The organism is Pseudomonas sp. 3MAES_34.3B (assembly GCF_058145875.1).
Genome location: NZ_CM176960.1, coordinates 2403318 through 2415248 on the forward strand (window position 1 = coordinate 2403318; position 11931 = coordinate 2415248).

Here is an 11931-nt window from a genome sequence, read left to right on the forward strand (position 1 = left end):
ATGAAAACGCTCAGCAAGCTTCCCGTTACCATCGTTACCGGCTTCCTTGGGTCGGGTAAAACCACGCTGCTTCGTCACATTCTCGATAACGCCGAAGGCCGGCGCATTGCGGTGATCGTGAACGAGTTCGGCGAGCTGGGCATCGACGGCGACCTGCTCAAGCAGTGCAGCATCGGCTGCACCGAAGAAGAAGCCGCAGGGCGCGTGTTCGAGCTGGCCAACGGTTGCCTGTGCTGCACCGTCCAGGAGGAATTCTTCCCGGTGATGCGTGAATTGGTGCAGCGCCGCGGCACCCTGGACCACATCCTTATCGAAACCAGCGGCCTGGCCCTGCCCAAACCGCTGGTGCAGGCCTTCCAATGGCCAGATATTCGCAATGCGTGCACCGTTGACGCGGTGATCACCGTGGTGGATGCCCCTGCGGTGGCCGCCGGCACCTTCGCCGCCTTCCCTGAAGCCGTGGACGCGCAGCGCCGGCAGGACCCGAACCTGGACCACGAGTCCCCACTGCACGAGCTGTTCGAAGACCAACTGGCCAGTGCCGACCTGGTAATCCTGAACAAGGTCGATCTGATCGACGCGCAAGGCCTGGAACGCGTGCGTGCTGAAGTGAGCGAAGAGCTGCCGGCCGCGGTGAAAGTGGTCGAAGCCAGTGCCGGGCAGCTGCCGTTGGCAGTACTGCTGGGCTTGGGCGCCGAATCGGAAGCGCACATCGATGGCCGCCTTACCCATCACGATCAACACCATGATGGCGAAGAAGCGGACCACGACCATGACGCCTTCGATTCCATCTGGGTCGAGTTGCCGGAAGCGCCAGAAGCTGCATTGATGGCGGCGCTCGAAGGCGTGGTCCAGCGTCACGACGTACTCAGGGTGAAAGGCTTTGCCGCCATCCCCGGGAAACCCATGCGCTTGCTGGTACAGGGCGTAGGCAGCCGGTTCGACCGGCATTTCGACCGGCCGTGGGCTGCGGGCGAGGCCCGGGTAAGCCGGTTGGTATTGATTGGCCAGGCGCTGGACGGTGGCGTGCTGCGCGATGAACTGACCCAAGCGTTGCGCGGCTGACCGATGCACCTGCTACGCACCCAGCCCGGCGGTTTCGTTCCGGACGACAGCATCGCGGACCTGGGCCAGAGCCCGGCTGAACTGGTAATCCTGTGCAGCGGCGATTCCCACCTTGCCCTGTTGGCCGAAGCGGCGAACGGCCTGCCGGGGGACTACCCGAGCGTGCGCCTGGCCAACCCGATGCAGGTGCAGAACCACGCCTCGGTGGACCTGTATGTGGACCAGGTGCTGCGTCACGCTAAAGTGATCGTGCTGTCGCTGCATGGCGGCGTGAGCTATTGGCGCTACGGTGTCGAGCAGCTGACACGCCTGGCCGAGCGGGGCGTGCTGATCGTCGCGGTACCCGGGGACGACCGGCCAGACCCGGAGCTGGGTGCGCTGAGTTCCGTAACGGCGCAAGTGGCAGAGAACATCTGGCAATACCTGCGCCAAGGTGGCATGGGTAACGCCCACTCGCTGTACGCCTACATGGCTGCAGAGTTTTTCCCTCAGGCACTGGCGCAGCCCTTGCCCTGGCAACCGCCCGCGCCGTTGCCCCGGGTAAGCCTGTATCACCCGGCCTCCGGCACAACAGACCTGGCACACTGGCAAGCCTGCTGGCAGCCCGGTGCGCCGGTGGTGCCCTTGGTGTTCTACCGATCGCACCTGCAGGCCGCCAATACGGCGTTCATCGATACCTTCTGTGACGTGCTCATCACGGCTGGGTTGAACCCGATGCCGGTGGCGGTGGCCAGCCTGAAGGAAGCCGAATGCCTGGCGCAGCTTGAAGCCTGGATGGACGAAGCCCAGGCAGCGCTGGTGATCAATACCACTGGCTTCGCCCTGGCCAGCCCCGACGCCCCTCGGCAGCGCCCGTTGCGCCGCGACGTGCCGGTGATTCAGGCCATTTGTGCCCAGGATAACCAGCCCATGTGGGAGGGCAGTGCCCAAGGGCTGGGGCCGCGAGACCTGGCCATGCACGTGGCATTGCCCGAGCTGGATGGGCGCATCATCAGCCGGCCGGTCAGTTTCAAGGACCTGGCCTGGCGCAGCGAGCGCAGCCAGAGTGACGTGGTGTGCTACCGCGCGCACCCTGAGCGTATGGCCTTCGTGGCGCAACTGGCGGCTCGATGGATTGCCTTGGCCCGTACACCGCCGCAGGGCAAGCGCGTGGCCTTGATACTGGCCAATTACCCGACGCGGGACGGCCGCATCGGCAATGGCGTAGGCCTGGATACCCCTGCGGCCGCCCTGAACATTCTTCGCGCGATGCAGGGGCAGGGGTATGCCGTGAGCCAGCTGCCCGAAAGCGGCACCGCGCTGATTCACGCGCTGCTGGGCGGCGTGAGTAACGATCTGGAGCACCTGGACGCCCGCCCGTGCGCGCAAAGCCTTGAACTGGGCGCCTACACCGAAGCGTTCCTGAGCCTGCCTGAAACCTGCCGGCAGGCCGTGATCGACCGCTGGGGCGCACCCGACGCCGACCCGATGTACCGCAGCGGGCGGCTGATGATCGCCGGGCTTCGGTTCGGCGACACCTTCGTCGGCATTCAGCCTGCCCGCGGCTACCAGCTCGACGCCAGCGCGGTTTACCACGACCCGGACCTGGTGCCCCCGCACGGCTACCTGGCCTTCTACTTCTGGCTGCGGCGTACGTATGGCGCCCATGCCGTCATTCACGTGGGCAAGCACGGCAACCTGGAGTGGCTGCCTGGCAAGGGCGTAGGCCTGTCCGCCGGTTGCTGGCCAGACGCGCTGCTCGGCCCGCTGCCGAATATCTACCCGTTCATTGTCAATGACCCGGGCGAGGGTGCCCAGGCCAAGCGCCGTACCCAAGCGGTGATCATCGATCACCTGATGCCGCCCTTGACCCGCGCCGAGAGCTACGGGCCGCTGCGCGACCTGGAGCGGCTGGCGGACGAATACTATGACGCTCAGTTGCTGGACCGCCGTCGCGCGCTGGAGCTGCAAGGGGAAATACTGGCGCTGGTGCGTGCTACCCAGCTGGACCGCGAACTGAGCCTGAGCGATACCGCCTTGAGCGATGCCGATACCTGGTTGCCGCGCCTGGACACCTACCTGTGTGACCTGAAGGAATCGCAGATCCGCGACGGCCTGCACGTGTTCGGTGAGTCCCCCACGGGGGGGCTGCGCATCGATACCCTGTGCGCGCTGTTGCGTGTACCGCGCGGGGCAGGCAAGGGCGCGGAGGCCAGCCTGCCAAGGGCGCTGGCCAAGGCCCTGGGCCTGGGGTTCGATCCGCTCGACTGCGTGTTCGGCGACCCTTGGCAAGGCCCTCGCCCACGGCTACTGGCCGATGTGGATGCCGGCCCGTGGCGCACCCATGGCGATACCCGCGAGCGCCTTGAACTGCTTGGTGCTCAGTGGGTGGAAAACGCCTTGAATGGACGCTGGGAGTGCCCGGCAGGGGCAGAGTGGGAGGGCGTTGCAGCCATTGTCGAGGGGCTGCTTGGGCGGGTAGCGCCCGCGCTGGACGCCTGCGGCCCCGCGGAAATCGGCAACCTGCTGGCTGCGCTTGAAGGCCGCTTTGTCGAGCCCGGCCCCAGCGGCGCGCCCAGCCGGGGGCGCCTGGATGTATTGCCCACCGGCCGTAACTTCTATAGCGTGGACGTACGCAACCTGCCTACCCCCACGGCCTGGCGGCTGGGTTTCGCCTCGGCCAACCTGGTGCTAGAGCGCCACTTGCAAGACCACGGCGACCACCTGCGTGCCCTCGGGCTTTCCGTCTGGGGCACCGCGACGATGCGCACCGGCGGTGATGACATTGCTCAGGCCATGGCCCTGCTCGGCGTACGCCCAGTGTGGGCCACCGGCAGCCAGCGGGTGGACGATTTCGAGATATTGCCGCTCAGCCTGCTGGATCGTCCCCGGGTGGACGTAACGCTGCGTGTGTCCGGGTTCTTCCGTGACGCCTTCGGCAACCTCATTCGATTGTTCGATGCTGCGGTCCAGGCGGTAGCGGCGCTGGACGAGCCGGAAGACATGAACCCCCTTGCCGCGCGGGTGCGCAACGAGCAGGCGCAGCTCATAGCCGGTGGTGTCGAGGCTGACGATGCCCGGCGCCAGGCCGGCTGGCGAATCTTCGGAGCCAAGCCAGGGGCCTACGGCGCCGGCGTACAAGGGGTGATCGAGTCCCGCCAGTGGACCGAACGGGACGATCTGGCCGAGGCGTACCTCAATCACTCCGGCTATGCCTACGGCGCCGCCGATGAGGGCGCGCCAGCGCGCGTGGAGCTGGCCCGCCGCCTGGGCCAGGTGGAGGCAGTGCTGCAAAACCAGGACAACACCGAGCACGACCTGCTCGACTCCAACGACTACTACCAATTCCAGGGCGGCATGCTGGCGGCAGTGCATCAACAAAGCGGTCGCGAAGCCGCCAGTTACCATGGCGATCACAGCCAGGCGGACGTGCCGCGCATTCGCACGCTCAAGGAAGCCCTGAACCGGGTAGTACGGGCGCGGGCAGCGAACCCCAAGTGGATCGAGGGCATGCGCCGCCACGGCTACAAGGGTGCCTTCGAGATGGCCGCTACCTTGGACAATCTGTTCGGCTTCGATGCGGCTACCGGCTTGATCGAAGACCACCAATATGCACTGCTGGCTGAAGCGTACGTGCTGGATGCGCAAAACCGCGACTTCCTTCGCGACCATAACCCCCATGCGTTGCGGGACATGGCCGAGCGCCTGCTGGAGGCTCAGCAGCGCGGCCTGTGGCAACAACCCGGCGACTACCGCCAGGCACTGGAAGATGTGCTGCTGGACAGCGAAGAAGAGGGCTGAGATGACGTTTCACTATCCCCTGAGCGCGGTCGTCGGCGCTGAGCCACTCAAGCTGGCGCTGTGCTTGGCGGCGATTGATCCGAAGATCGGCGGCGTGCTGATCGAAGGCCCGCGTGGCATGGCCAAGAGCACCCTGGCCCGCGGGCTGGCCGACCTGTTGGAGGGGGCGCCTTTTGTGACCTTGCCGCTGGGCGCCAGTGAGGACCGCGTTGCCGGCACACTGGACCTGGACGCTGCACTGGGGCAGGGGCAGGTCCGCTTTTCGCCCGGTGTGCTGGCGGCCGCCGACGGCGGTGTGCTGTACGTCGATGAAGTGAACCTGTTGCCGGACCCGCTGGTGGACCTGCTGCTGGATGTCGCCGCCAGCGGGATCAACCGCGTGGAGCGCGACGGCATTTCCCACCAGCATCCGTCGCGTTTCGTGTTGATCGGGACCATGAACCCGGAAGAGGGTGAACTCAGGCCCCAACTGCTGGACCGCTTTGGCTTGAACGTCGCACTGGAACAGCGGCCCGAGCCCGCCGAGCGCCAGGCCATCATCCGCCGGCGCCTGGCGTTCGACAACGACCCGGCCGGCTTCTGCGAACAATGGGCGAGCGAGCAGGCCAACCTTGGCCAACGCTGCGGCGAAGCCCGAGTGCGGTTGAATGACATACCGTTGGATGACGCAGCATTGTCCAGCATCAGCGAGGCCTGCCATGCCGCTGGCGTGGACGGCTTGCGCGCGGACCTGGTGTGGCTGCGCGCCGCCCGTGCCCACGCCGCCTGGCGCGGTGGGGCGCGTATCGAATATGTGGACATTGAGGCGGTGGCAGAGTTTGCCTTGCGTCACCGTCGGCAGAGCTCCGCGCCGCTGACCCCCCCGGCTAGTTCAAGCGCCGCTCAGCCTCAGCAGCCGCAACAGCCCCAGCAAGGGGCGGCGGGTGACTGGGGGCAGATGCCCGCGCAAGTGGTTGCCACAGGGCCACGCACTGGCCTGCCGGGGTGGCCAAAAAAGCATTGAGCCCCCCCTTGGCCCAGGCGGGGGCGAAGCGCACAAGCGTTGTGGGCAAAGCCAGCCACCGGAGCGGGCGCCGGGGCCATGGTGGGCGCATCGCCTGGGTGCCCACGCTCGCGAAGGGCCGCCCCGCAAGCCGAGCGGATGTGCAGTGGCAAGCCGGCCCGGCGCATGCGCCGCCGCTGTGGTTGATCGTGGTAGACACTTCGGCGTCCACCCGCCGTCACGGCGCGCTGTCCCGCGCCAAAGGGTTTTTACAGGCTTTGTTCGACCAGGCGTACCGCCAGCGGGCGCGGCTGGCCCTGATCACCGCCAGTGGCGCTGGCGCTCAATGGCAGCGCCATGGCCTTAAGGCCTCCCGCGCGCTGGGGCCCTGGCTTGATCAGCTCGGCGCCGGCGGCGGCACGCCGCTACCTGAAGCGCTGAGCGAAGCAAAAACCTGGCTGGCCCGGCAGCAGTACGTCGAGGCCGGGCGCGTTTATCGCTGCGTGGTGATCACCGACGGGCGTTTGAAGACAGTGCAGGGTATACAAAGTGTGGGCTGTGACACCTTACTGGTGGACATGGAGCTGGGCGGGGTGCGGCTGGGCAAGGGGCGTGAGCTGGCCCGGCTTCTGGAGGCGGAATACATGCATGTGGACGCGTTGCCGCCGGGTTGAGAAAAACGTTGGACTCTGTGGGAGTAGGCGAAAGCCTGCGAACATTCCCGGGCTGCGCCCAGTCCTACAGATAGCGTTCGCGGCCTATCTTCCCGCAGTGGCCGGTGCGCCCCGGGAGGGCTATCCAGCCCTTGGCCGGGTGATGGCAAAGCTCCATACCTTGCGCTTGCAGCGGGGGCAGCCCAGCCGTTGATGGCCTGCCAGCCGCTGCACGCCACCACAATGTTCGCAGGCATACAACCCACTCGCCTCGGGCGCTTCGGAGGGGGAGCGGAACTCCCGCGGCAGGATCGATAACCCAGGCCGCACTTCGTCCCGCTCATAGAAGTACACGCTGACGTCGCCGTTTACCTCCAGCAATGCCAGCCGAATCTGGCCCAGATGTTCAGCCCCATGCAAGCGCAGTTCCATAAGGAACTCGTCGTGGGTAACGTTGCCCTTGTCCAGGGTTTCGAGCTCGAACACGCCGTCACGAATAATAAGAATCGCGCGGCCCTCCAGCCATTCACCGAAGCGGCTGCTGCGCTCGATCACAAAGGTTGTAAAGCGGTACAACAGCGTCATTACCAGGAACACTGTGAGTACCGGCAGTATGGGGACGTCGTCGTAAAACGTGACGTCGCCGGCCGCGGAGCCGAGCGTGAGGATGACCACCAGTTCGAACAAGGAAAGCTGGCGCACGCCCCGCCGGCCGGCAATCTTCAGGAAGATAAAGACCACCGCATAGGCCAGCAGCGTGCGCCCGGCCACTTCCCACAGAAAGGCCAGCGACTGCTTGTCCAGCAGCACCCGCTGCCAGTCGATAGACATTACACGCCGTTTCGGCGATTACGGCCGGTCAAGGTAATCAGTGGGCAAAGGCCGGCATGCTCCAGGGTTGCAGGCTATAGCCATGACGGGACAGGCCGGCGCGCACTTCTTCGAGCGCGGTGGCGAGTTGCAGCGGGTCGGAGTACGCACTGGCCGACAATTGCGCGCGGCACAGGTTGTGACTGGTGTGGTCATCGATCACGGTAAGGCTGAGGGCGCCGTCACCGTCTTGCTGTGTCCAGGCTACACAGTGAAAGGGTTCGAAAGCGTTGCCGGCGATCAGTAGGGCTTCGTTCACACGCAGCGTTGCGTCCATGAGTTGTTTGCTCTCTCGAAGTGCACGTCAGGTTGCCATCGCCGCGTCTTTGGAGGCGGCAGTTGAAATACTGATGCCCTGACGCGACCAGCGAGTCACAAAGGCGGCCACATATTTTTTGAAGTATTGCGTCTTCATAAAGGTCGCCGTTTGCAGCCGTAAGACTTCGCCGGTGAGGGTGAATTCCAACCGACCGATCGCCGGTGGGCTGTCACGGACGGGCGGTACCCCCGAAAACACGAGCGATGGCGGCGTGAGCTTGCGCTTCCCGGGCTGCCCAATCGCCGGTTAGCACAACAAAAGGCTGCTCGTTGTTCCTAAGCCAATGCAGGCATGCCTCGAAAAAGGCGCGACGATCTGCCACATCCGGCTGGCAGCGCTGGCCGTCGGCTACCCACTCTACGCCCTCAGGAGAAAGCAGCAGGTGAAGGTCGTAACGCCGTTCCAGTAACGCCGTGTGGAGCCATGCCGGACAGCTTCCGAACAGCAGGTTGCTCCACAAAAGGTTGCTAAGCAGGTGGGTATCCAGCCAGAGCCATTCGGGCCGGGCCGCCCTAGCCGCGTCCTCCATGGCGAGTTGACCGCGGGCGATCGTGGGAATGTCGCTCAGCGAGGTATCCCTTTGGTGGGTGTCGATGAACTCACGCACGTATTCGGCGCAGCGTAGCCCCCCATAGCGCTGCTGCAGGCGCAAGGCCAGCGCGCTTTTGCCTACTGACTCCGGCCCGGTCAATACCACCACATTCATCTCGCCACGCTCGCCTTTCGCCTATGGAAAGTCGACATCCTAACCCGCGCCGCCCAAACCCTCACGCAGGTGTACTGGCGTTGGTGTCAAGCATCAGTCAGAATCGCCGGCGCAGGCGCTTCGCTGCAGGGAAATGCTTGAAAAAACTCAGGAACTTGCGCCTTTGTCACCAAAGTGTGTGCCTAATCATTCAAGCCGTCATAGAACGGCCGGATCTGGGGGAACTGTATGGACATGTGGACAGCCGCTTCGGCTATGGTGCTGGGAATTGTCGAGGGGCTTACCGAGTTCCTGCCGATTTCCAGCACCGGGCATCAGATCATCGTGGCAGATTTGCTCGACTTCGGCGGGGAGCGAGCGATGGCATTCAATATCATCATCCAGCTGGGGGCAATCCTTGCCGTGGTGTGGGCGTTTCGCGGCAAGATCATCAGCGTGGTCGCCGGTTTGGGCACACAGCCCGAAGCACGGCGCTTCACCGCAAACCTGCTGATCGCGTTCCTCCCGGCAGTGGCGCTCGGTGTGCTCTTCTCGGATCTGATCCACCACTACCTGTTCAACCCGGTAACCGTGGCCTGCGCGCTTATCGTAGGGGGGGTGGTGATGTTGTGGGCCGAAAAGCGAACCCATCAGGTGCGCATCGAGCACGTGGATGACATGCGCTGGACCGACGCCCTGAAGATCGGTTGCGCCCAGTGCCTGGCGATGATTCCCGGTACCTCGCGCTCCGGGTCCACGATCATTGGCGGGCTGTTGTTCGGAATGTCGCGTACAGCGGCCACCGAATTCTCATTCTTTCTCGCCATGCCGACGATGGTGGGGGCTGCGGTTTATTCCGGGTACAAGTACCGGGATCTGTTCCAGGCTTCGGACCTGCCGGTGTTCGCGCTCGGTTTTCTGGTGTCCTTCCTGTTTGCGATGATCGCCGTGCAAGGCCTGCTGAAATTCATCGCCCACCACAGTTATGCCGTGTTTGCCTGGTATCGGGTGGCGTTTGGGCTGCTCATTCTCCTGACCTGGCAATTCCATTGGGTTGATTGGTCTACGGCTCAAGGGTAAACGGCTGAACTCCGCCCTCAGCCGCTCAGTCGAAGTGGGGTGCGCCCGCGTTTGCCGACCGGCACAAAGCAGTTGGCGCAACTTGTGCTAGGTACTATCAGGTTCCCCGCACAACCGCATGGGGCAAGAAGGCTAGGGGCGCCGCCTGTAACGCGCCCTTGAGACGGTTCGAGGGCGTAGGGATGAAGCGTCTGTGTACAGCTTTGGGCCTGTTGGTGCTTCTGGGCCTGTTTTCGGTGCAGCTTGAGGCGGCCCCGCGGGCACACTGGGGTGTGGGCGTGCATCGCTTGACATTCTCGGACCCGCTGGATGGCAAGCCTATGCACGCCTATGCGTTCTATCCCTCCAGCATGATGGGGCATACCGCCCGGGTGGATGGCTATCAGCTGGACGCCGATGAAGACGCACCTATCGCGATGGGCCGTTTCCCGCTGCTGATGCTTTCCCACGGCAATACCGGAACGCCCTTGGCGCTACATGACCTGATCACCTCCATTGCAGGCAAGGGGTTCGTGGTGGTGGCCGTGCTCCATCCGGGTGACAACTACCTCGACCAGAGCCGCTTGGGCACACTCAGCAACTTGTATGGTCGGCCGTTGCAAATCTCTGCCGCGATTACTTCTGCGCTCGACGAGCCCATGCTATCGCCGTTCCTCAATGCCCAGCAGGTGGGTGTTATCGGCTATTCAGCCGGGGGCGAGACGGCGCTGATCCTTTCTGGGGCCCGGCCGGACCTGTCCCGCCTGAAGGCCTACTGCATCGAGCGGCCTCACGACACCGACGCGTGCAAAGGCCATGGCGAGCTGGTTGCCGACCGCAAGGACCTCACCGCCCAGGCAGACCCGCGCGTACATGCGCTATTGCTGATGGCGCCCTTGAGCCTGATGTTTGGTCGCCACGCGTTAGCGACTGTGCAGGTGCCTACGCTGATCTATGCCGGGGACAACGATCAACTGGTGGCGGTCGACAAGAACGCCGAAGCCCTGGCCCGTAAGCTTCCTGTGAAGGCGCGTTACCATCCGTTGGCCGGTGCCGGGCACTTCGTGTTCATGGCGCCCTGCACGGCGGAGCAGGAGCGGGAACTGCCCGCGCTGTGCAAGGACGCTCAGGGTGTGGACCGCGCGGGCATCCACCGTACGATGATCGACGAAGCCGGGCGTTTCTTCGCCCAGGCGCTGGGCCGGCCTACCCGTGCCGGCTGGCAGACCGCCGATCAATGACTCAGCGGCTGCTGCCTTCTCGCGACAGCCAGCCAATCAGTGCCAGCCCTACTACCGACAGGCCTGAGGCGCAGAGGAAGATGGCCGCGTAACCGGCAGTGGCCGCAAGCGCTCCCATCAGCGGCCCGGCAATGGCCAGAGCAATGTCGAAGAACACCGCGAACGCACCGAGGCCCGAGCCGCGGCTGCCGGGGGGTACCTGAGCAATGGCCAGCACGCCCAGTGCCGGGTATACCAGCGACAGGCCGAACCCTGCCAGGCTGGCCCCGATCAGGGCGAACACGGGCGAAGGCGCCAGCCACAGGAATACAAAACCGACCGTTTCGACGCTAAGGCAAGCGAATGCCACGGCGAACCCGCCGTAATGGTTGATCGCATTGATGAACAACAATCGGGCGAGGATGAAACAGGCCCCGAAGGCTGTCAGGCAGAACGCTGCGCCTGCCCAACCCTGCTCCAGGTAATACAGGGTAATGAAGGTGGTGAGGGTGCCGTAGCCGATCGAGGCCAGGCACAAGCCCAAGCCGTAGGGGGCCACGCGGCCGAACGCGGACCAGAACGGCAGGCGCTCGCCGCCGCGTATTACCGGTACCGAGGGGCGCTTGCGCAGCATGAACAACGCGAACGCGGCGAGGGCGAACAGGGCAATGCCCAGGGAGTGGAAGCCCAGGTCGCTGGTCATCACTACGCCCAATGGCGCCCCGACAGCAATCGCCCCGTAGGAGGCGATGCCGTTCCAGGAGATCACCTTGGCCGTATGCTCCGGCCCCACTTGCCCGATGCCCCATGCGCTGGTGCCAACGCCCACCATACCCTGGCCCACCCCCAGAAGCAGGCGCGCCACCAGCAACACGCTCAGGCTCAGGGTGTTCCATTCATGCAGCAACGTGGCCAGCAACGTGAGGGCACCGCTGCCGGCGATGGCGTACAGCCCATAGGTGATGGTGCGTTTGGTGCCCAGGCTATCGGCCAGCCGGCCAGCAAGCGGGCGGATCAGCAAGGTGGCGAAATACTGAGCGGCAATTACCACACCCGCAACCACGGCGTTCAGGCCCAGTACGTCGTGGACGTAGCCTGGCAGTACCGCGATCGGTAAGCCGATGCAGAAGAACGCGATGAAGGTGTAGAACACGATGGACAGGATTTGCAGCGTAACGGCGCTGGAGCGCGGGGGGAGGGTGCTCGAAGGTGTGGTCATCGGTGCGCTCGCGGGCAGTGGGGCTACACCTATGATCGCCATCGGGCGAGAAAATTAAAAGCTGGCTAATGATTTTCTC

General features: G+C 64.6%; 11 protein-coding genes. 6 read left to right on the forward strand and 5 right to left on the reverse strand.

Annotated elements, in window-relative coordinates; all coding sequences use genetic code 11:
- The 4 genes from cobW to AC3Z8Y_RS10750 all read left to right on the forward strand — a co-directional run bounded on the left by cobW (position 1) and on the right by AC3Z8Y_RS10750 (position 6501).
- Positions 1-1065: a cobalamin biosynthesis protein CobW gene (cobW, locus tag AC3Z8Y_RS10735; protein ID WP_490089667.1), complete on the forward strand. Its 1065-nt coding sequence runs from the start codon at positions 1-3 to the stop codon at positions 1063-1065.
- Positions 1066-1068: 3 nt separating this feature from the next.
- Positions 1069-4845 carry a cobaltochelatase subunit CobN gene (cobN, locus tag AC3Z8Y_RS10740; protein ID WP_490089668.1) on the forward strand — a complete coding sequence of 1259 codons (3777 nt, stop codon included), beginning with the start codon at positions 1069-1071 and terminating at the stop codon, positions 4843-4845.
- A 1-nt stretch (position 4846) separates the two neighbouring features.
- Positions 4847-5848: a magnesium chelatase ATPase subunit I gene (locus tag AC3Z8Y_RS10745; protein WP_490089669.1), complete on the forward strand. Its 1002-nt coding sequence runs from the start codon at positions 4847-4849 to the stop codon at positions 5846-5848.
- Positions 5849-5937: 89 nt separating this feature from the next.
- Positions 5938-6501 carry a vWA domain-containing protein gene (locus tag AC3Z8Y_RS10750; protein ID WP_490089976.1) on the forward strand — a complete coding sequence of 188 codons (564 nt, stop codon included), beginning with the start codon at positions 5938-5940 and terminating at the stop codon, positions 6499-6501.
- Between the two features lie 120 nt (positions 6502-6621).
- Here the strand turns inward: AC3Z8Y_RS10750 and AC3Z8Y_RS10755 are convergent, their stop codons facing one another.
- Genes AC3Z8Y_RS10755 through AC3Z8Y_RS10770 form a run of 4 tightly spaced genes read right to left on the reverse strand, consistent with a single transcriptional unit; the run spans position 6622 to position 8375 of the window.
- Positions 6622-7311: a DUF421 domain-containing protein gene (locus AC3Z8Y_RS10755; protein WP_490089670.1), complete on the reverse strand. Its 690-nt coding sequence runs from the start codon at positions 7309-7311 to the stop codon at positions 6622-6624.
- A gap of 37 nt (positions 7312-7348) precedes the next feature.
- Positions 7349-7627: a hypothetical protein gene (locus AC3Z8Y_RS10760; RefSeq protein WP_490089671.1), complete on the reverse strand. Its 279-nt coding sequence runs from the start codon at positions 7625-7627 to the stop codon at positions 7349-7351.
- Positions 7628-7654: 27 nt separating this feature from the next.
- Entirely contained in the window at positions 7655-7816 is a 162-nt protein-coding gene (locus AC3Z8Y_RS10765; RefSeq protein ID WP_490089672.1) for a hypothetical protein, read from the reverse strand.
- 22 nt (positions 7817-7838) lie between these two features.
- Positions 7839-8375, reverse strand: coding sequence for an AAA family ATPase (locus tag AC3Z8Y_RS10770; RefSeq protein WP_490089673.1), 537 nt, complete (start codon positions 8373-8375; stop codon positions 7839-7841).
- 228 nt (positions 8376-8603) lie between these two features.
- Here AC3Z8Y_RS10770 and AC3Z8Y_RS10775 point away from each other — a divergent pair, with 228 nt between their 5' ends.
- Both AC3Z8Y_RS10775 and AC3Z8Y_RS10780 read left to right on the forward strand, forming a co-directional pair.
- On the forward strand, positions 8604-9434 hold the full coding sequence (locus AC3Z8Y_RS10775; protein ID WP_490089674.1) for an undecaprenyl-diphosphate phosphatase: 831 nt from the start codon (positions 8604-8606) through the stop codon (positions 9432-9434).
- Positions 9435-9616: 182 nt separating this feature from the next.
- On the forward strand, positions 9617-10654 hold the full coding sequence (locus AC3Z8Y_RS10780) for an alpha/beta hydrolase family protein (protein ID WP_490089675.1): 1038 nt from the start codon (positions 9617-9619) through the stop codon (positions 10652-10654).
- Position 10655: 1 nt separating this feature from the next.
- Here the strand turns inward: AC3Z8Y_RS10780 and AC3Z8Y_RS10785 are convergent, their stop codons facing one another.
- Positions 10656-11852 (reverse strand): MFS transporter, encoded by a 1197-nt coding sequence (locus AC3Z8Y_RS10785; RefSeq protein WP_490089676.1) that lies wholly within the window; start codon positions 11850-11852, stop codon positions 10656-10658.
- Positions 11853-11931 lie beyond the last annotated feature (79 nt).